General features: G+C 41.9%; 17 protein-coding genes and 2 pseudogenes. 8 read left to right on the plus strand and 11 right to left on the minus strand.

The genetic code is table 11. The features are described from left to right. Nucleotides 1–54 precede the first annotated feature (54 nt). From GUY17_RS18430 to GUY17_RS18445, 4 genes are all read left to right on the plus strand, one after another. Entirely contained in the window at nucleotides 55–696 is a 642-nt protein-coding gene (locus tag GUY17_RS18430; RefSeq protein ID WP_162023943.1) for a DsbA family protein, read from the plus strand. 191 nt (nucleotides 697–887) lie between these two features. After that, nucleotides 888–1,568: a monofunctional biosynthetic peptidoglycan transglycosylase gene (gene mtgA, locus GUY17_RS18435; protein ID WP_162023944.1), complete on the plus strand. Its 681-nt coding sequence runs from the start codon at nucleotides 888–890 to the stop codon at nucleotides 1,566–1,568. Between the two features lie 286 nt (nucleotides 1,569–1,854). After that, entirely contained in the window at nucleotides 1,855–3,789 is a 1,935-nt protein-coding gene (locus tag GUY17_RS18440; protein WP_162023945.1) for a radical SAM protein, read from the plus strand. A 225-nt stretch (nucleotides 3,790–4,014) separates the two neighbouring features. After that, nucleotides 4,015–4,449: a dCMP deaminase family protein gene (locus tag GUY17_RS18445; RefSeq protein WP_101085100.1), complete on the plus strand. Its 435-nt coding sequence runs from the start codon at nucleotides 4,015–4,017 to the stop codon at nucleotides 4,447–4,449. Between the two features lie 186 nt (nucleotides 4,450–4,635). Here GUY17_RS18445 and GUY17_RS18450 read toward each other — a convergent pair whose 3' ends face one another. The 4 genes from GUY17_RS18450 to GUY17_RS18465 all read right to left on the minus strand — a co-directional run bounded on the left by GUY17_RS18450 (nucleotide 4,636) and on the right by GUY17_RS18465 (nucleotide 7,613). Then, the gene (locus GUY17_RS18450; protein WP_162023946.1) at nucleotides 4,636–5,046 is read right to left on the minus strand and encodes a hypothetical protein; all 411 of its coding nucleotides are present in this window, start codon (nucleotides 5,044–5,046) and stop codon (nucleotides 4,636–4,638) included. 188 nt (nucleotides 5,047–5,234) lie between these two features. Continuing rightward, nucleotides 5,235–5,777, minus strand: a complete 543-nt coding sequence (locus GUY17_RS18455; protein ID WP_101085098.1) for a hypothetical protein — start codon at nucleotides 5,775–5,777, stop codon at nucleotides 5,235–5,237. A 238-nt stretch (nucleotides 5,778–6,015) separates the two neighbouring features. Then, complete coding sequence (locus GUY17_RS18460) at nucleotides 6,016–6,804, minus strand: DUF2071 domain-containing protein (protein WP_162023947.1); 789 nt, start codon at nucleotides 6,802–6,804, stop codon at nucleotides 6,016–6,018. Nucleotides 6,805–6,914: 110 nt separating this feature from the next. After that, nucleotides 6,915–7,613 (minus strand): hypothetical protein, encoded by a 699-nt coding sequence (locus GUY17_RS18465; protein ID WP_162023948.1) that lies wholly within the window; start codon nucleotides 7,611–7,613, stop codon nucleotides 6,915–6,917. Nucleotides 7,614–7,881: 268 nt separating this feature from the next. Between GUY17_RS18465 and GUY17_RS21225 the strand changes: the two are divergent. Continuing rightward, nucleotides 7,882–8,004 (plus strand): annotated as a pseudogene (locus GUY17_RS21225) (IS91 family transposase); the annotation flags it as partial. Nucleotides 8,005–8,273: 269 nt separating this feature from the next. On the opposite strand, the pseudogene GUY17_RS18470 reads toward GUY17_RS21225, so the two are convergent. Continuing rightward, nucleotides 8,274–8,469: pseudogene (locus GUY17_RS18470) on the minus strand (CPXCG motif-containing cysteine-rich protein). 486 nt (nucleotides 8,470–8,955) lie between these two features. Here GUY17_RS18470 and GUY17_RS18475 point away from each other — a divergent pair. Further along, nucleotides 8,956–9,564 carry a protein tyrosine phosphatase family protein gene (locus tag GUY17_RS18475; RefSeq protein ID WP_162023949.1) on the plus strand — a complete coding sequence of 203 codons (609 nt, stop codon included), beginning with the start codon at nucleotides 8,956–8,958 and terminating at the stop codon, nucleotides 9,562–9,564. 96 nt (nucleotides 9,565–9,660) lie between these two features. Then, nucleotides 9,661–10,338 carry a hypothetical protein gene (locus GUY17_RS18480; protein WP_162023950.1) on the plus strand — a complete coding sequence of 226 codons (678 nt, stop codon included), beginning with the start codon at nucleotides 9,661–9,663 and terminating at the stop codon, nucleotides 10,336–10,338. A 261-nt stretch (nucleotides 10,339–10,599) separates the two neighbouring features. Here the strand turns inward: GUY17_RS18480 and GUY17_RS18485 are convergent, their stop codons facing one another. The 4 genes from GUY17_RS18485 to GUY17_RS18500 all read right to left on the minus strand — a co-directional run bounded on the left by GUY17_RS18485 (nucleotide 10,600) and on the right by GUY17_RS18500 (nucleotide 18,063). Continuing rightward, nucleotides 10,600–11,580, minus strand: a complete 981-nt coding sequence (locus GUY17_RS18485; protein ID WP_162023951.1) for a hypothetical protein — start codon at nucleotides 11,578–11,580, stop codon at nucleotides 10,600–10,602. Nucleotides 11,581–11,867: 287 nt separating this feature from the next. Next, a complete protein-coding gene (locus GUY17_RS18490; RefSeq protein WP_162023952.1) occupies nucleotides 11,868–14,552 on the minus strand; it encodes a TonB-dependent receptor in 2,685 nt (894 codons plus the stop codon). Nucleotides 14,553–14,636: 84 nt separating this feature from the next. Then, nucleotides 14,637–17,471, minus strand: a complete 2,835-nt coding sequence (locus GUY17_RS18495) for a hypothetical protein (RefSeq protein ID WP_162023953.1) — start codon at nucleotides 17,469–17,471, stop codon at nucleotides 14,637–14,639. A gap of 217 nt (nucleotides 17,472–17,688) precedes the next feature. Continuing rightward, nucleotides 17,689–18,063, minus strand: a complete 375-nt coding sequence (locus GUY17_RS18500; protein WP_162023954.1) for a hypothetical protein — start codon at nucleotides 18,061–18,063, stop codon at nucleotides 17,689–17,691. A gap of 302 nt (nucleotides 18,064–18,365) precedes the next feature. Here GUY17_RS18500 and GUY17_RS18505 point away from each other — a divergent pair, with 302 nt between their 5' ends. Further along, on the plus strand, nucleotides 18,366–19,574 hold the full coding sequence (locus tag GUY17_RS18505) for a potassium/proton antiporter (protein WP_162023955.1): 1,209 nt from the start codon (nucleotides 18,366–18,368) through the stop codon (nucleotides 19,572–19,574). 61 nt (nucleotides 19,575–19,635) lie between these two features. Here GUY17_RS18505 and GUY17_RS18510 read toward each other — a convergent pair whose 3' ends face one another. Together GUY17_RS18510 and GUY17_RS18515 are read right to left on the minus strand one after the other, a co-directional pair. Next, complete coding sequence (locus GUY17_RS18510) at nucleotides 19,636–20,853, minus strand: M56 family metallopeptidase (protein ID WP_162023956.1); 1,218 nt, start codon at nucleotides 20,851–20,853, stop codon at nucleotides 19,636–19,638. Beyond that, nucleotides 20,853–21,227: a BlaI/MecI/CopY family transcriptional regulator gene (locus GUY17_RS18515; RefSeq protein WP_101085084.1), complete on the minus strand. Its 375-nt coding sequence runs from the start codon at nucleotides 21,225–21,227 to the stop codon at nucleotides 20,853–20,855. Before GUY17_RS18515 ends, GUY17_RS18510 begins: the two co-directional genes overlap by 1 nt. Between the last annotated feature and the right edge of the window lie 102 nt (nucleotides 21,228–21,329).

Raw genomic sequence — 21,329 nt, forward strand, 5'->3', positions numbered from 1 at the left:
AAATAGACAAGCAAATAAACGATAGTGAGTAAACAGCTAACAATGAGGTCCACAATGGTAAACACAACACTTTATTATGTTCACGATCCAATGTGCAGTTGGTGTTGGGGATATCGCCCCACATGGGACGCCCTGCAAGCTCAACTACTACAGCAGTTTGGCCAGCAATTGAGTCTACAGTATCTAGTCGGTGGTTTAGCGCCCGACTCCGACCAACCCATGCCGCAACCCATGCCGCAAATGTTACAACAAACCTGGCATAAGATTAACCAACAATTAGGTACAGAATTTAATCACGACTTTTGGCAGCATTGCCAACCAAGGCGTTCAACGTATCCAGCATGCAGAGCTAGCATCATTGCTCGCCAATATGGGCTAGAGCAACAAATGATCAACGCCATTCAACAGGCTTATTACCTTAATGCGCGTAATCCATCTGATGTTGATACTTTGGTATCGATTGCGACTCAATTAGGGATCCCCGCAGACTTGTTCACAGAGCAATTAAGCGCTGATGAAATAGAAGATAAATTACTCAGCGAAATCAATTTTGCTCGCCAACTTCCCATTCAAGGATTTCCCTCATTAGTGCTGATGGTCGATAACAATGCCTATCCTATTCGGCTTGATTATCATCAATGGCAAACCAGCTTGGCAGACATACAGACTATCCTGTTAACAACCCAACCGAGTTAATTAGCCCATAAGGACATTAGGACCGCATGACTTAATGACTCTACGCACCGTCACGGGGTAAACGTCAGTTAAGATATAAAGTTTGCACGACGTTGATTAGCCTTTGGCCTTAATGGCCAATATCCTATACTCTGCACGTCGAAAACGACAACGCCCCACACAGGCTTGTTAAACATAACATGAGGCAGTGAATGACAGATCGTAAACGAGGTTTTTTCGGTTGGACATGGTTTGTCATGTGGCGATTTTTGCTATTACTGGCGCTATTGTTACTGCTGCTTAGATTTGTGCCACCACCGACGACGTCATTTATGCTGCAAAGCGATTATCCGGTTAGTCAGCACTGGGTAAGTATTGATGAACTGCCAGCGCACATGCCTTTAGCCGTAGTGGCCGCAGAAGATCAACTGTTTCCAGAGCACTTCGGGGTCGATTTTACCTCCATCACTAAAGCCCTTAACCAGTACGACGACGGCCAAAGTCTGCGTGGTGCCAGTACCATCAGCCAGCAAACCGCCAAAAACCTATTACTTTGGCCGGGTAGAAGCTTCGTTCGCAAAGGGTTAGAAGCCATATTGGCCGTTAGCCTTGAAGCGATTTGGGGCAAAAAGCGTATCTTAGAGGTGTACTTAAACGTAGCCGAATTTGGTAAAGGTATTTATGGCGTAGAAGCGGCGAGTCAGCACTATTTTAATAAATCGGCCCGCTATCTATCCAACAATGAAGCGGCGCGCCTAGCAGTGTTGTTGCCGAGTCCGCGTAACCGAAACCCTAACAATTTAACCCCATACCTGCGCCAAAGAGTCGCTTGGGGTGAAAAACAAATGCGCCAACTTGGCTCTGGCTATTTAAAGCCTATTCTTACCAATTAACCGCAATACCATGCCCGTTGTTATTGCTCTTTGTTAAGAGCAATAACAACTCAAACTGGTCCCATATTTAAAAGATCAAAATATTGATCATTGATAAGCCATTAGCCATTAGCCATTAGCCTTTAATATCATTCAAAAAATACTATTCTCTTCCAATCGTCATCATGTGGCGAAAACATGATGCTTACTAGCAAGCCAGATGAAAGCCGGAATTAACAGGATTTGAACTATTTTTACTGTTAGAATGCGAGCTCATTTTTATCCGCTTTTACGATCAAGGCAGGCTATGACCGTTCTTCTAATGACTCCACCGATGACCCAGCTGAATACACCGTATCCAGCAACAGCGTATTTAACCGGTTTTTTACGCTCACGAGGCTATGAGGCGGTTCAGCGAGATCCTGCGATTGAGCTTTTCCTTGAGATGATGACAGCGCCTGCGCTGGACATTATTCGTCAGCATGTAGAAGAAAACTTCGAACACTTTGAAGACGACGAACTGCCAGATGTCATCTTTAATTTTTTGGCTGAATTTGAGCGTTATCACCTCACCGTAGAACCTGCCATTCGCTTTTTACAAGGCAAAGATCCCAGCCTTGCAATGCGCATTAACACGCGTCGTTTTTTACCCGAAGGCCCAGCGTTTGATGCAATTGCTGAGATGGAAGCGGTATCTGGCGACGTGTTGCAAGCCGCCTTTGGTAATTTAGGCGTACAAGATAAAGCCAAGTATCTGGCCACTCTGTTTATTAATGATCTATCAAACGTTATTACTCAGGGCGTTGATCCCTACTTTGAAGTCAGCCGTTATGGCGAGAAATTAGCTGCGGCCAACCCAAGCTTTGACAACCTCTATGACACCCTCATGGGTGAACCGAGTTTCAGCTCTGAAATTTTGGAGCAGCTGGTCGAGATGTATCTGGAAGACACCCAACCAAGTGTTGTCGCATTAACCGTGCCGTTTCCCGGCAATATGCTGGGCGCGTTACGTATTGCGCAAACCTGTAAAGCCATTAATCCAGACATTCCTATCGTCATCGGCGGCGGGTTTGTTAATACCGAGCTGCGCGCACTAAAAGATCCTCGTGTATTTGAGTTTATTGACTTTATCTGTCTGGACGACGGCGAACGCCCGCTTATCACTCTGCTGGAATACTTTGAAGGTAAGCGTGAGATAGACGATTTAGTGCGAACTTATTTTCTCGCAGAAGATGAAAATGGCCAGCCTTATGTCCATTTCAATGAAAACACACAGCTGCATGATATTCCACAAAGCGAAGTTGGCGCCCCAATTTACGATGGCCTGCCACTAGGTGACTACTTGTCTTTGTGTGAAATGCTTAATCCAATGCACCGTATATGGAGTGATGGACGTTGGAACAAACTGACCATAGCCCATGGTTGTTACTGGCGTAAATGCAGCTTCTGCGACGTCAGCCTGGACTATATCGACCGCTACGATACTGCAGGCGCCGATGTGCTGGTTGACCGAATCGTAGAGCTTGTCGAAGAAACCGGACAAACTGGTTTCCATTTTGTCGATGAAGCCTTACCACCAAAAACCTTATTTGCGTTTGCAAAACGTCTCATTGAACGCGGCGTAGTGATCAGTTGGTGGGGCAATATCCGTTTTGAGCGGACTTTTAGCCCAGATCGTTGTCAATTACTGGCAGATTCAGGTTGTATCGCCGTCAGCGGCGGCCTTGAAGTAGCGTCAGATCGTCTACTTAAACTGATGAAAAAAGGCGTCAGCGTTGAGCGCGTAGCCCATGTAACCAAAGCATTCAGTGATGCCGGTATTATGGTTCACGCTTACTTAATGTATGGTTTCCCAACACAAACCGAGCAAGAAACCATAGACTCGCTAGAAATGGTGCGTCAGATGATGGAACTAGGTTGTTTCCAGTCAGCCTATTGGCACCGTTTTGTCGCCACCATCCACAGCCCGATAGGCATGAACCCAGAGCAATTTGGTATCACCCTTGCTGATCGCCCAGAGATCTTATTTGCTGAAAACGATGTCGATTTCACCGACCCGACCGGAACGGATCATGACATGCTGGGCGAAGGACTGCGTAAAGCAATCTACAACTACATGCACGGTATCGGCTTCGACCAACCAATGAGTTTCTGGTTCAACGAACCCGTTTCCCGCACTTCAATGAAGAAAGACCTGATATCAAAAGCGATTAATAACTTTATTCTGAGTCATGAAGAGTAGGTAATGAAGAGTAGATTCGGGCTATTTCATTAGAATAAATAAACGCGACCTAAATAATTGGCAGTCAAATTCCGCTATACAGACGCACCATAACCCTACTTAATATAAGAAAGAGAAAGAGTAAGTGGGTCCAAGGTTAGAATATTGAAGGTTGATTTATCACTGTTCTGCATAGAGAATAGCACTCAAATACATTGATATATAAAGCATAGGAATGGCAATAAGATGATGACAAAATGGGCAATACGCTTTTTACAAATGGCCGAGCTCGTAGCATCTTGGAGTAAAGACCCTTCCACCCGAGTTGGCGCGGTGATCACTGAAAACAATCGTATCGTCTCGCTAGGCTTTAATGGTTATCCTCACGGAATATCAGATAGCGCTGAAACCGATAACCGTGAAATGAAACTGCTAAAAACGCTCCATGCAGAAGAAAATGCCATTCTGCATGCCAAACGAGATCTCAGTAGCTGTGAGATTTGGGTAACCCACTTCCCCTGCCCAAACTGCGCCGCCAAGATTATCCAAACAGGATTGCGCGCTGTGCATAGCCCACAACCCAACGAAGATTTCCTGTCACGCTGGGGAGATAAGATTAAAGTCAGCGAAGAGATGTTTGAGCAAGCTGGCGTTCAAGTCGATTGGATGCAAGTAGATTAACCTTACTTTTTCACCGTCGTTCCGGCAATGCGGTTGAGCCGGAATCCAGTTGTTTACTCTTTGCATTTATGGCCTGCGTGTCACTTCATCATAGTAAAGGGTGAACAGTCTAGCTTCACTTTACTAGCTGGCTTTAAAAGGCTAGGTAAAAATTTAACAATGGATGCCATGATTAATTCGTGTCGTTTACAAGCTTTCTAAGAATATTTGCCAAGTAAAAAATAACAACCACAGAAGGCCAAGCATAAAAGCGACATCTTCTTTAATCGATGAGCCAAACTCTGAGCTATTATCACCAAAAAAGTAACCTACTGGTTTGGAATATATTACTGCCGCTAAGCATAAACCTGGCACAAGATAATACAGCACCCAATCTTCTAAATACGTGCTTGTTTCATCGACACCCATTACAACGTAACTGTGCCCATACATTAGCAAATAGACTACGTATACAAGTACAAGAATAACGGCAAAATACTTACCCCATTTCCATTTTTTTAAGTTATCCGAAAGCGATAAATCGAATTCATGATTTGAATAAATGCCAAAAAAGATCAATGGCAGCATCAGTAAACAAATGCCTAGAAAAGTACTCAAAATACAGCTCGCTCCAGAAATTTAATAATGGGAATTTAATAATGGGTGGCATGGTTAACGCCCAAAGTTTACCCTGCCCCCACTAAATTCACCTTTAAATTCACTTTTATAAGCGATTAAAAGAAGTAGTGAATGATCAAAAAAACAACTATTTATTGTCCTACTTTAATGACTTCTTGTACAAAAAATTATTCTTTCTTTGTTAGATAATTAACATAGTTAATTTCACTTGTATGATTTGACTCGAAAGCATAGCCTTCATAGGTAATTGATAAGTTATTTGATAAATACAAAAGGTTATTATAAATTTCTACGTTTACAGTCATTTCCCATAGAGGCTCTTGAAAAACTTCGACAACAATAAATTTATCATTTGTATCACGATTCGATTCGGGATAGCTGTAGGGATTAATTGTTTGTGAAATAGATTCTACAGGGGTTCCTGCACAATCAGAGGTATCATATTTATGTTGAATTATTTCTAAATTGACACTAGTTATGACTAATTCATTTGTATAATATGCCAAATTTTTCCTTTCGCCACAATTTGATAACCATGAACCAGTTAGATCGAATGTTTCATCAATAGGCACAGAAACAATGGGAGGAGCTATACTTTCGTCTTCCACTTCAGAAGTGCCGCCACAACCGTACAATGTTACGAAGGCAATGCAAATGATGAACCTAATGAGAAAATAGTTAGTGAAGTTTATTTTAATATTAGAATACACAGAAAATTCCTTTTATATATGTGAAGTAGATAGCACCCGCCTAACACTCAATGTGTAGACGTGGCTTTTAGCATTGTTTGCTAAAACTATAACCAACAAAACCATGCCACCCATAATTTGCATAAGTTCAACGCCCGGCTAAGCCGCCGAAACGGAGTTGATTGTTTTGTGCAAGCGTAGCGAAAAAGCACAAAACAAGCGACGCAGTGGAGGTCGGATTGAGCCGCTTGTTAAATTTTTACCCAACAACAGTTGGCGGCAAGTAAATAGTAAATTCATTAATGGGCTCTATTAAAACGCTATAAGGTGACTTTTGCTCTTCTGCTTTTACAATTCCAAGATCAGATAAAAGGTTGAAAGTAGCAGATACAAGCGTGGCTGGCTTAACTTCTAGCTCCTTGTGCCAGACTCGGTAAGTACCTAGTTTATTGTCTCTTCGATAATAAAAGCCAGCTAAAGGATGTGTTAAGTAAACCAGGGCAGACTCAACGTCGGGGAAGCCAGGAAAATCAAATTTGTCAGATTTAGATTGAACCAATTCTACCGAAGCAGCCGCCCACTCAGATGCCGTTTTCATGCGGTACTTTTCATAAAAACCACTAGTTTCATCTATCACACAGTCGAAACTAACTTTTCCAGAATGCCAAGGAAGATTCCATAGATATCTAGGCACGGCTAGAGTCCACGAGTCCAACGTCGTACCAAGAAACCATACGCAACGCTCACCCGTTTCCTTATCGGTAATATAAATACGATAATTAGTTTGCCCCATTGTGAATTTTGGGAATGGAAACACTGCTGATGTGAAATCTACATCAATAAACGGAACTACGGATATAAGTCCCATTTCCTGACCATTTACTTCAACTGTATCTAGCTGAAACCGCTCAGGAAATATACCTTGGAACCTCTCCGCCGGTACGGCGTAGGTGATAATTGCAAAATGCTTTAAACCACACAGAACATCTATCCCTTGTGGCTTAGGCCTCTCAATCAAATAATCTTTTAGCTTCCGGGACTCTTGCACGATACTTCCTTGAAATTTAACGCCAACATATGGGGCGGCTGTAACAGAGCGAGTAACGAGTGGCGAGTAAGCCGTCCCAGCAGCCGTAGGATGCGAACATCATGTTCTTGTTATGTTTCAACTAACTGTTCTTTTAATTTACCTGATCGATGTAAATCTAAGCATACATCTAATGCTTCATTGATGACTTTCTCATACCCTTCTTGAAGGTTATCAAGCATGCTAACACTAATAATAATTGTATTTTCAATGTGGTTTTTTAGAGTTTTTTCTGAACGTGGGTATTTACCAAAAGTAACTTCCAAAGTTTCATGATTAGGGTTTGCATAAGCACCAAATGTTCCCGAGTAGTTAGGGTGTGCATATTCAGACAACATATCGTAGTGCCGGCCAAACTTCCCTTCGAGTTCTTTGTCCACAGACTTTATGCAAGTTAATATGTTTGTTTTTTCAGGAAACTCTTCATCTTTAGACCACCCCAATATTAAGCTGCGTGTTCTTTCGCTGAAGTGCTTTAAATCTTTAGTTTTAACTAGGTGCGACAACTTAGTATTTAAATACCACATTACGGCCAAGGTCTCATACGCAGAACGAACCGAAACGACTGAGCCAACAAGCAACTCTACTTTGTACAAGGCATGTGCAGATTCGATCAACTCAATAAATCTATACATTACTGCTTCACGTAAATAGTCAGCTTCAAATGTAGGCTTATAAGCTAGGTTCTTCGACAATGGCCTTACAATCACACGTCTATGTTCTTTCCATACAGAGAGACCAGCCATAGCTTCTTCTATATTTTTATACACTGAACCCTCCTTGAAACATAACGTTTTAGTATTTATGCGTTGCGCTGTTTGCAAGGCATAAATCGCTTGTTGGACTTGGCCGATGCCACATCCAAATTAATCGGTATGATTTATGCTATAGGAATTTGCTTTTTAACGGTAGTGGTATTTTGTACAACCTTTCGGCTAATCGTCTGTTCTGGTTAACCTTTTAAGGTGGATTTTGTTGGCTTTCATCTTTTTCCATTGTTCGATTATAATTTAACAATGGGTGGCATGGTTAAAGACCGTGTTTCCAATCATTCCCGAGATAAAGCGCAGATTAGCGACGCGCAGCTGCCCCTGTTGTCAGCAACCAATGCGCTTTATGGGCATAGTGAAACGACCGACAAACTTACGGCTCACAACCTAACGCGGGAAATGATAATAAGAATAATGGCTTAATCAATACGATGAAGGAGTTAATTTAAGATACTGAAAGTATAGCGTTAAAAATTAGCAGAGGGGCTAAGGGAGCTTGCTGACTACAGAAAATTAGCACGATAACTATCACATCAAACAGCGCGTTTTCTCGAGCTGTTAATTACATAATAAAGAGTCACTCTCAGGTGTTCGGGCTTGTTCAACACTTGGGATAAGGACGCGGCTTCGCGCGGCCTATCCTTATTAGTTATGTATTTATTAAAACGCGTCATCGTCACTATAAACATTAACTGATAGTTCGCCATTAACACTTTCAGAAATTAAGAAATTTATAGGTTTACAACATACTGCAATCTTCAATATATTGCTGGTCCGAATCTGATGGATCAATCAGAACTTTAATGACCTCTCCACAGTAAGGACACCTAATAGATTTTTCAGCTAATTGATTCAATTTCTACGGTTCCCCTATTTGCCTAAATACAGACAGCTTATTGAACAGCTCGCCCAATAAAGCCGACCGTTTAAGTTATTGATTTATATCATCCTACATTCTCAATCTCATTGAAGTAAAGCAATTTAATGACTCTTACACTCAAATATAAAACTGAAATTGCGCGTTAAAAGTATCGAATTTAAATGCTAAAAAATTAAATTAAACAATATCAATAAATTAGAATTATTCTATTTTTCTCACCGTACTACTTTAGTTCGATTTTGATTACGTTTTTATGTTTCTAGCAAACGAACGACGAGCTTCCAGTGGTACGCAACAAAGCGCTTTGTGTTCTTTTTTCGTTTGAAATTAATGGAGTCAGAATAAACTTTATTGGTTAGCAACCAATCCAAAATTGTCATCACATTTGACTATCATTAATGGCGCCGTTAACTTGAACAGAGTAAAAAACTCATCACGTATCAAATTAACCCAAGGGATCACATGAATATACTGCAACGTTATAACCTACTGTCCACCAGCATATTAATGTGTTGTTTCTTTTTTAGTGCGGGAGTATTTAGTTCGGGTGTGAATAGCTCGGAAGTGAATAGTGTCGATATGAACCGCGCAAGCAGCATGGCCAACATTGATACCAGCAAACTTGGCGACATAAAAGCAATTAAATTTAATAACCAGCAAGTCATTACCGCAGGTTTACCCACAGAGCCGCAATTTGCACAACTTGCTCAAGCGGGTATCAAAACCGTGATTAATCTTATTCCTAATGACAATCCGCATGCATTACAAAATGAGCAGCAAATAGTGACTCAACTCGGTATGAACTATCACAATATTAGCGTGGACTGGCAGCAGCCTACACAAGAAAATCTACAGCAATTTTTTAGCCTGATGGAACAGAATGGCGACGCCCCCGTGTTAGTGCATTGCGCTGCTAATTATCGTGCATCAGCCTTTTATTATTTATACCAAACCCGCCAAAACAAAGCACCGACGATGGCCGAAGCACTCACCCCTTGGGGCGACTTACAACAAAGCTTTGCTGAATATCCTCAGTGGAAAAAACTGATTGAAGACGTACAAGCTCAATAAACAGATTAGTATATATATCGATAATATTGTGATGGTACGATAAAGTAATTTAAGGCTCGTCATGTACCTACAGTTTGTTTTAAGGAAAAAACAACTATGTTGAAATCGATTATCGCCTTTGTTTGTGTTTTATTTTTTACTTATTTTTGCTACTCATATTTTAATCAACAAGCTACTGAACCTATTATTCTGCCTGATATCGCACCGACAATGAATTCTGAACTGCAAACTTCATCAGATAATCACATACCGAATACAGATAAAGAGATAATCGCAGAAGTAACCAATAATATTGAATTCACAACAAATTTAGTCGATGAGGATAATGAAGATTTCTTCAACCAATTTACCCATTTGAATAAAAGTCATTTTCAGAGTTCTGAACAGTTAACATCAGGCTTCATAAATAAAGATGGAGCTGTATCTCAAATTGCTTTAGAAGAAACATTCCGCGTGAATGACTTTGAAAACTTTATTGAACGTATTAATTCAATTGAAAAGTCTGAAGATGCAGCAATGCGGGAAAGCCTTTTATCCGAGAGTTTGTATAAATTAGAGGGAATTCACGTTTATTCGGAAAGTTACTCTTGCGCTGGAAAAATTTGTTTAGTGTCTTTTAACTTTGATGGTAATGACGAAAGTGCCAGTGAATTGTCTAAATTTATTGATAACTATTCCTTTACCAATATCATTGAAGGTGAAAATGGTTCTAAACAATTTAGAGCAGTTTACATTGAATCAGATGATCCATCTACACTCAGCCTAAGTTACTAATAGTCATAGATTAAGCCACCAGCAGTTCCTCTAGAACTTCACCCGACGACACCATTGGGCATGTCGGAGGCTATAAGTACAAAACATAAAAGAATAGAGCTGGATTGCGGCTCAAAAGCATTACCGGAATAACGGTGGTTTTGGCCCGTGCAGGGTGGAACCTTGCTATCTTAATTCAAACGGAGTTTGAAAAGTCAGGTGTAAGCGAAGCGCCACGACCTTAGTGGCCGCAGGCCATATCTAAAAAATAAAGAAAATCACTTACTGTTGAGTATGAAAACCTTTCAAATCCATCTTATACAAGGGTGCTGGGATCATCTCTGAGGTGATAAAAACACTGTTACCATCTTGGCTGAAACCCACGGCTTCAGCTTGTTTTATCGCTGGCAGAGAAATCTCTTGTGGTGGCGTAGAAAACAGCGTTAACCAATCACCTGGCTCAGGTTGAGTAAAATAGAACGCGTGAGTGTAGGTTAATACCACCGCCGATAAACCATCAGCTGATATATCCATGGCTGTGGGTTTCCCGGCAAAACCAATCCAGGTATAGATACTGGCGTAATCGAGCATGGCTGTTGGTAATGGCGCGATTTCGCCTAGCCTTTTGGCTTGTTTGTTAATAATTTGAACCGATGAATTGCTTGAAGCGCTTTGCCCTAAAACCGGAGCGATTAAAGGCAGCTCGAATAATATTGGCAGTTTATCGCGTTTGCTCAGTAACAGTATTTTTTGCTTGGCGACATCAACGGCCACAGATTCACAATCGTGTGCACCATCTGGGTAGGTAAATGTCATGCTCCAAACGGGTTTAGCCGCCAGTGTTTTTTGTCCATTAAGCTGGCTTAAATCTGGCTCTTTGATCAGATGTAACTGATATTGCGATCGTTTAGCTTGATTATCACCCACATCGGCGATCAATAAATACGACTCACCTTGATAAACGAACGAGGCGATGTCTTCCCAATCGTTATTCTTAACGCCTGTAATGTTAACTGTCGCCAACTGATGACCTTGGGTATCGATGGCAAAAATTCTTGCTGTGTCGCCACTGTCGTTATGTACCCACAATATATTGTCGTTGAGCCGCGATACCGCCAAACCACTGGCTTCGTCAATAGTCGGGGCAGTAATGCTACCCGCTTGGGTCATGCCTATCGGCATAGCACATGCACTGGTCGATAACGCCAACATCACATATATACACAGCTTTAACGGGGTGAACAGGGGCAGTATTTTGGGCATTAACACGGGTCCATTGAGATATCAGTAACGAGCAAGCCAGTATTCTACCCAATTTGAAATAGAAAAGTGCCAATGTTTACACTGAGGTTAATTTATTTATTCGTTAGATAAGCTGAGTTTGTGTAGCGTTATCTTGTTATTAAACAAAAAAGGCCACTTTCTTTGTTCCGAAGAAAGTGGCCGTGCACATTTTTAGCGATTGAAATGATGAGTAAAAACCGCTAAAAACAAGTACTCTTTTAAACGTGACTCATGAACGTGACGATTACATATGGCTATTAAACGTATTAATACTCATAGCTAAACTGCAAGGTGAACTCTGTGCCAGGGTCTTTGGCGTACACTTGCAGATCTTGCTGTTCGTATTCAGTAGTTTCACCTAAGATATTTTTCGCTTTTACTTTTACCGTAAAACTATCTGTCGGGAAGAAACTATACGTAAAATCAAGGCTATGGAATGGCTTTTCAAATACATCGTCTAAACCTCCACGGCCACCATAAGCAATACGTTCACCAAACACGTTATACACTAATGTGGCACTGTGATAACTGTCTGACGAGTCGTAACTTAACTGTAAGTTAGCCACCCATTGTGAATGTCCGGTCATGCGGCGGGTTTTATTAGTTGGGTCAATTTCGCCATTAGCAGCGATATCGATTTCTGAGTCGCCAAGGGTTAAGTTACCCGCAACAAAGAAGTCTTCCCAAATGCTGCCATCGCTACCCAAAAATTCAAGCTCTTGTAAGAACTCGGTTTCAAGGCCGTACACATAGCCCGACTGCGCGTTATAAAACTTGAGCTGACGCCCAGCTTCTGAAATACGTTGAATAGGTTCAATCGGTGCGTCTACATCTTTATAGAATGCGCCCATGCTGAAATTATTGCCTGAATCAGAATAGTATTCCCAACGTAAATCTAAGTTAAGAATGTCTGAACTCTTTAACTCTGGGTTACCGAAGAAGTCAAAACCGGTAACGGGGTCTTGGAATCGAACCGGTGACACTTCACGTAGATCTGGTCGTACAATGGTTTTACTCGCCCCAAAACGCCATTGAGTAGTATCGGTTTGTTTCCAGGTTAATGACAGTGATGGGAACCAACCGTCTTCTGCTATCACGTAGTCAGATAACTGATAACGACCACCTTCATCTGATATTTCACCATTGGGGTCGATAGGCAAAGTGACGCGACGAAAATCTTCATAACGAATACCAGCATATACGCGCCAAACATCGTCAAAGTCGATGTCCATGCTCACAAATGCAGCGTCGTTTTTCTCGGCGGCAATGTAGTCTTCAGTGTCAGTTGATGCGTCTTTTAGCTCTAGCCCTAAAGTATTGTCGGTAATGTTTTTATCAGAGAAAATCTCATCAAAATCACCCGCTAAAATAGCGCCATTGGCATCAGTTGGGCTTAAATCAACATCAAAACCTAAGCGAGTTGCATAGCTTTCGCGAGTACGCTCAAAGTATTCATAGCCGGTAGTCAGTTTAACCACTGCACCGTCTAGATTAATGGGGTACATAAAGTCCCAACCATAGTTTTGGCTGTCATCTTCTAGGCGACTATAAACATACTTGGGTGCATCTTGAGTATTGAGATTACGTGATAATAATTGATTGCTCTCATCTAAAATCACGTTGTAGGTATACGACACTTCATTCGGGGCATAACGCTCAGAACGTGCATCGGAGAACTTCCAATTAAATTCAGAGTCGTTCAGATATTCAATAAAATGATGACCTTTAATTTGGTTACTGATAAGCGAACGTTCTTCGTAATCAATGGCGTAAACTTGCAGTGCATTTGGCTCACCCAAAGTATCGATGGTTTCTTCAATCCCCATAGACACGTCATCGGAAGTGTCTTGCAGGTAAGTGGTGAAGGTTTCGATTTTATGGTTGTAGCCAATCTCTAAGCCTAAGTTAAGCATGCCAGACACTTGGACTATTGAATCAGTACCGACGATGTCTTTCTGGTTTTCAACTTGTACTTGGCTGCTATCACCATCAAGCTCAACTTCACGTTTAGTGTAGTTTTCAGCTTGCTTCTTGTAAGACACGGCTGACAATGCACCAAAGATAATGTCGTCGGTAATGTCCCAACGATCACCAATGGCGATATCGCCGCGCATTGCAGGGTCTGTACTTTGGCTGCGCACCGTCATATCGCGGTACATGTCTAGTGCCAATTCGCGGTTAACTTGTTGTGCTGCTGGGTAATTTATAGCGCCATTAGAATTACTCACGATATCAATCGGGCTAATTCCACCGTATTGATTAATGGTGTTATTAATGTTGCTTGGCATGCTGCGAGTGCCATCGTCTTGGCCGGTCCAATCATCGCCACCCCCGTTGTAGGTGTAGCTGTCGTTTGAGTCATTGGTGTTATAACGGCCGCCAACTGACGCTTTAAAAAAGAAGTCGGCCGGAATTGATTTAGTGCGAATATCAACATGCCCACCACCAAATGCGGCAGGTGAATTGGCTGAGGCAGACTTTTGCACCGATAACGATTCAATGATCGATGCAGGGAACATATCTAAAGGCACTACGTTACGGGTTGGATCCGGTGACGGCACTGTCGCGCCATTCAGTGAGGTACTTGAATAACGCTCACCTAAGCCACGAACATAAATGAATTTGCCATCTTTTAAGGTTAAACCTGTCACACGACGAAGCGCTGCGGCTGCATCACCGTCACCGGTTCTTGAAATTTGTTCTGAGCCCATAATATCGGCTACAGCAATTTGTTCACGACGTTCTTCAGTTGCTTCTGATGCAGAGCTACGTAGACGCCCAGTAACTGAAATTACTTCGATTGGTTCAATTGGAATCACTTCACCAGGATCACGAACAGGCGCTGGTTCTTGCGAGTATACGGGGGTAGCTGTTAAAAGTGTCGCCGCAGAAATCACAGAGATAATGGCAAGGCTTAACTTATTAACGGTAAAACTCGGCTTGGTTTTCATACTTAACTATCCTGTATGCGGTTCAGAGATAGCCGCCCTTGCGGGCGGCTATTAATAGGTCACAAATTAACGTTATCGAGGTGATTACTGTGGAAAGTAAGCCCAACCTTGACGCCAGTCATTCTGGCCATCGAATGCACCAATAAAGTTGGTTGATTCGAAGAAGCTATCATCTGTGCTTAAGTCTTTACCTGTGCCAAGTAGCGTTGTATCCGTTGCCGCTGGCATACCGTCAGTGATAGTCACTGCAGCTGTTGAGTTACCTTCTTGGCCCATGAACCAGGTTTCAACATTCACAGCGTCGGCTGTTGCGGCATTATCAGAGCTGTACTTAAAGGGCTCGTTACAGTCGATAATTGAATGAGACATAGTCAAAGTGCTGTTGTTTACGTTGTCGACTAAACCAGCGTAAGAGCCATCTAACTCTAAACATTCGCCAGACTCAGTTTCAGCAGTAGTGCCTTTACGACCTTGTACTAGCACGTTGTATAACTCACCTGCAGTAGCAACACGTAGTAAGATACCTTCACCTTTATCGCCACTTGCGTTAGCAATATCTGTACCCGGTAAAATAGTGAAGTTAGCTAATTTAGGCGCTGACACCGGAGTATCCGTAGCACCTTTATGGCTATCACCTTCGATACCACGGTTAGCATTACCGTCTTCGTGAGTGATATACACAAACTGCGCTTTACCCGTCCAACCGTTAGTCCAATCTAAGCTGTCATCGAAGTTGGCAGTTAAGTAAACATATTTCAAGTTAACTGCACCACCCCAAAACTCAACACCGTCGTCGCCGTTAGCGTGAATTTGAATATGGTCTACTTGAGTTCCGCTGCCCACTGCTGCAAATGAGATACCGTTCATTTCTTGAGTATCATTCACTTTAAAGCCAGCATACTTAATCACTACGTAGCTGATTTGACCGCTGTTATCAGCGTTGTTGTTACCACCGTACGGAAAGTCACCGACTTCAAACGACGCTGAACAAGCATTATGATCAGGACATGTGTTGGTTAAACCATTACCTAGAATAACCAAACCACCCCATTGACCACGTTCGCCACTTGCTCCCGCAATAACATCTTCTTCAGAGGTCATTTCAATTGGGTGAGTTGCACTACCTTGAGCCATAATTTTTGAGCCACGACTCACCGCGATAAAACTGTTAGATGTCGCGAATAGCTTAGTACCCGCTTGAATGGCTAATGTTGCAGGTGTTGTGTTATCACCACCTACTACTACTGCACCGCCATCAATTTTGTACATTACGTTTTGGCCAGCGAGAAGCGTCGTGTTGCTTAAGACATTGCCTTCAAGGGTACAAATTAACGTGATTGATGCATCTTTATATAACCCTGTTGCCGCTGCTGAAGCTGTTGTGCCTACAGGACAAGAAGTTAATACTGGCAATTCAGTTGGCGTTGGCGTCACATCGTCATGAATAGCTGTAGTCCAGCCTTTAGTCCAGTCGTTAGTGCCATCAAATGCACCAATATAGTTGGCATTAACCAAACGCGCATCAAGGTTAGCCAAATCAGCCTTACCAGCCGTTAATGCAACAGATGATGAATTAGGCATGTAATCAGTTAAATCAGAAGCGGCAACTAAGTTACCGTCTTGACCGTTGTACCAAGCTTCTACATCTAGCGCTAAAGCACGGCCTTCTGCAGCATCTGCCTTGGCACTTTTGAACGGTTCAACACAATCAATTAAGCTGTTTTGCATCGTCAATTCAGCGGTGTTGGCGTTGTTAACGGTATTGTCGTCGTTAACCTCTAAACATTCGCCAGAATCAACGTCACCTTTAACAAGAATGTTATAAGTATTCACCCCAGTACCTTTACGGAATAAAATACCTTCCGCATCGTCACCACCACTGTTGGTGCCATTAGCAACCTGAATAGTAAAGTTGGCTAACACTGGTTTTGACATAGGTACAGCACTTGCGTCACTGTTACTGTCAGCTTCAATACCACGGTTAGAAGCATTGTCCGCTTGACGAATATAAACGTGCTGCGCGCTACCTTGCCAACCGTTTGTCCAATCTAACGAGTCATCAAAGTTTTCTGTCAGTACGATATTTGTTACTGAAACATTACCGCCCCAGAATTCAAAACCATCATCGTTATTCATGTGAACTTGTACGTGGTCAATTTCAGTACCCGCACCCACACCGGCAAAACTAATACCGTTCATTTCTTGGGTGTCATTGATTTTGAAACCACCAAACTCAACGCGTACATACTTGATTGAACCTGAATTGTCTTCGGTATCATTACCACCGTAGCTGTGGTTACCCACTTCAAAAGACGCTGAACAATTGGTTAAATCTGGGCAGGTGTTTACTGGCGCATTACCCAATAAAACTAAACCACCCCACTGACCCGCTTTACCTTCTTGGCCTAAAGCCGTTTCAACAGACGTAAATACGATTGGCGCTGTTGCCGTACCGTCAGCCATGATTTTTGAACCGCGGCTAACCACTAAATAAGAATCACTGCCACCTAAGATTTTGGTGCCAGGTAATATTGATAACTCAACCGCGTTAGCATTATCGCCACCGGCAATCACTGCGCCATCAAGCTGCCATACAACGTCATTACCTAACACTATTTTGTCGCCATCTTGGCCACCAGTGGTAATCGTTGATGCTGCAGTAGAAGGAGCTAACGTACCTTTTAATACCCAAACTTCTTTACCATCAACGGCTGTCATTGTGGTGCTTTTAGTTGCAAAGCCACTGTATGATTTTTCTTGAACTGTCTGAGTGGGTGTAGTTGGAGTTGTTGGCGTAGTAGGTGTAACAGTATCGCTACCCGCATTGATATTAATATCACCACCACAACCAGCGAGCCCTAATGTTGCAGCAAGGGCTGTAGAAAGTGCAGTAAGTTTAAAAATGTTTTTCAGTTCCATTGTCATCTCCGAAGACGGATTTAAGCGTGTGAGTTAGTTGGCTGGATGACAAGCTAACCTGCAAAAATGACAAAAAGACTGCGTAAACATGACAGTCACATTTCATTAACATGACAGAAATATGCAAATCCAATGGCTATGCACCTTAGGAGGAGATTTGAATGGCATAAATTTTTAACAAAAAAAGCGGAAATATAACGTTTTAGACCTAATCAACTTAATAATAGCTAACATAAACGGTCCACAAACCAAAAATGATGGCACAAAATCCCGCGGGTCTAAATGCTTTGACACAATAGGAGGCAGACCATAAGGCAAACTGTTTGTGATATTTCTCTGTCATAAAAACAAGAATAATTGCAATAATAAACAATAAATTACCTATCACCTCGAACACTAATGGTGATGAAGTGTTATGCGCATCGAGCAGTAAGACCGTCCCAATAACTAACCGAGATATAATTTCAATGTAATGGAAATAGCGTTGATGGCTAAAACGAACAATTTGGTCTGCAAAATGCGCTGGAGCCAGCATCATGAACAGGCCAAAACTGAATGTGATTACGCCCCACAAGCTAATGAATATGGCCATGTTAACTCCGAGTGATACTGCTTACGCTAATATTAACACCTCACTAATGAGGTAATTTGTTAACTAAAAATGTCGCATCCACTATCAACAAGATGATTAAGCAAGATGTGTTAACAAAAAAGGTTAATGCGAGTGGCTATTTATTACACTTATATAGTCTAATAAACACACGGTAATGACATTAATCAAATTGATTATAAGAATATAAAAAAATATTAATAAATGCTCATAAAGTAAGTTTAGGCGATTTTAATGCTAAAATAGCCATTTGATACAATCTTCCCACGCAAGGAGTTGCCCATATGCCACCTGATATTATTATTTTAGGGATCTCCATACTTATTGCGATTGGCATTTTACTCCATCACCCTTCTAAAACATTAGGCTTACCGTCGTTATTAATCTTTATGGGTGTCGGCTTGGCATTTGGCAATGGTGAATTTGGTTTTGTATACGACGACCTGCAACTGACTTCAGTTATCGGCACCTTAGCATTAAACACCATAGTATTTGTGGGTGGCCTCAATACCCCAATGAAACACATTAAGTTTTCTTGGAAAGAAGGTGGCATGTTATCCACTGCTGGGGTGATATTCACTACCATTATTTTTGGCTTTATCCTTAATGCGTTACTCGACTTTAACCTTATTACTTGCATGTTGTTCGCCGCGGTAGTGTCGTCTACTGATGCTGCGGCCGTATTCTCTATTTTAGAGTCGAAAAAACTTAAATTAAAACACGGTACGGGCACCATTTTAGAATTCGAATCAGCTACCAACGACCCTGTAGCCTTGTTAATGGTGGTGATGTTAACCGACTTTATTATCAATAGTGCCAACGGCGCACCCACAGCACTTTCAGTGATATCGAGTCTCGGCCAGCAAATTGGTGTTGGGGCTGTCGTTGGGTTAATAATGGGTAAATTAGCCGTTTGGGCACTTAATAACATTAAACTGCCTGAATTCGGACTTATTCCTGTTTTTATTTTGGCCAGCTTTGCCATTACAGTATCAAGTACTGAAATCTTAGGTGGTAACGAACTTATTGCGGTTTATATTGCTGGGGTGATCATCGGCAACTATTTAAAGAAGGGCGCTGAAGTCAGTAAGCATTTCTTTAATGGTATATCGTGGTTAGCGCAGTCATTAATGTTCATCATTTTAGGCTTACAGATATTCCCGCAGCAATTAATGCCGGTGTTCATGGCATCATTGCTCCCGGCCATATTACTTATTGTCGTGGCGCGCCCATTGGCTGTACAGCTGTGCTACTTGCCATTTAAACAAGCTAATTGGCGCAAACGTTTGTTTGTTTCTATGATCGGATTAAAAGGTGCTACGCCAATTGTCTTTGCGCTTATTCCCGCTGCGGCAGGAGTAGAGGGGTCGCGTGAAATGATCCACATGGTGTTTTTCATTGTACTGATTTCGGTCATTGTTCAAGGCGCCGCAATTGAACCGCTAGCCAATAAACTAGGCCTAAAACTGCAGCCCAAAAATCCTGATCTATAAAAATGATTCAATGCCCCATAACAATGAGGCATTGAATCATTTTCAGTATCTTTGATATAGGTTATTTTACAGTGATTCTCTCAACTGATTTATCAGGTTGATGGATCACATAGTCTAACTGTACTTGTAGGTCTTTAAACCCAGTTGCAGAGGGTTGATACTTCCATTGTTCAAGCGCCGCAACCGCCGATGCATCAAACACTTGTTTCGGCGACGACTTGGTCACTCTCACATTGTTCACACTGCCATTTTGACTGATATCAAATGACATTTGCACATAGCCATTAAGCCCTTCTTTAGCGGCATCAATTGGATAGCTAGGCTCAATTCTTATCACAGGCATTGCCATAGAGTCGGTTTTGTTTTCAACGCTGAGATTATTGCCTGCAAATACCTGCTGATTAAACATAAAGGCACTAACACCAATAGCCAATGTCATTCCAATTAATGCTAAGGTGCTTTTTCCATGTTGCTTTTTCATCTGTAAGATCCTCTCTTTTAAGATGGTTTTATCCCCATAATGGGTGTGTAACATGCTCAACGGCGCATGCTGTGAATAGGCCAATAGTGTTCTGCTATAGGCAATTTTAGCTTGGGCTTTCATATCGGCAGTGACTTGTGCATCACATGACAATTCTTGATCTTGTCTAAATCGGCGGTAACTCAACCACATCAACGGATTGAACCAAAACAATACGGTTAATCCATAAGCCAGGGCATTTGACCATAAATCACCACGTTGATAGTGATACACCTCATGCTGAATAATGGCTTGCTGCTGGCTTTCATCGAGTAACATAAAACTATTAGGGACTAAAATACTGGGGGTAATAAACCCTGCGAGCATAGGTGATTCAATATCTGGATGGACTAATACGTTAAGCTTTACAGAAGGAATATTTAGCTGACGTCCATGCTGGATTAACCGTTGCAGATAGCCATATTCCATCACGATATTAGCGACCAATAACGTGATAACTGCACCGTAGAGGTAAGGCAGGTATAACAGGTCAAGTAAGCCTGCCGACAACGCAGCGGTATCGCTAGCAAACACATAATATTGCTGGATGATTGAGGCAGTATTATTACTGCCAAACCAGTTAACGGTGTGCGGTAATATTATTTGCAGTAAATCGGCAATGATTAATAGTGGCACTGATATCCACATAAAATAGGTATAGTGCGCCCCAAATCTAGACAATATAAACCGGTGCAATACCAGTAAAGCCAAACACACCACGCTCAATGAGATGGTTTGTTCCATAAACCAATTAATCATCACTTTTGTTCCTTTTGCCAATCATCAAGTAAGGTTTGCAGTTCGGCGACATCTTCTGCCGACAGCTTGTTCTTTTGTGCAAAACCTGCAACCAATGGGGTTAACTTGCCAGCAAACATGCGGTCCACAAACGAAAGCGATTCTTTAACGGTATAGTCCTGCTCAGCAATTAAAGGTGAGTAATGGTAAACCCGACCTTGTTTTTCAAAACTGACGGCTTGTTTTTTGACTAAACGATTAAGCAAGGTTTTAACCGTTTTTTCATGCATGTCATGGCTTTGCTCTAATGCATCAACCACTTCACTCGAGGTTAATGGCGACTGCTGCCAAAGCTGCTGCAATACGACTAATTCACTATTGCTGATTTCTTTCATGCGATATCGCTCATTTGTTGTTAGTACTTGTTAGGCTAAAAATGGATTACAGGTGTAATCCATTTATTTAAATTACAACTGTAATCATAAATAAGCAAGGTT

It is taken from the genome of Shewanella sp. Arc9-LZ (assembly GCF_010092445.1).
Lineage (GTDB): Bacteria > Pseudomonadota > Gammaproteobacteria > Enterobacterales > Shewanellaceae > Shewanella.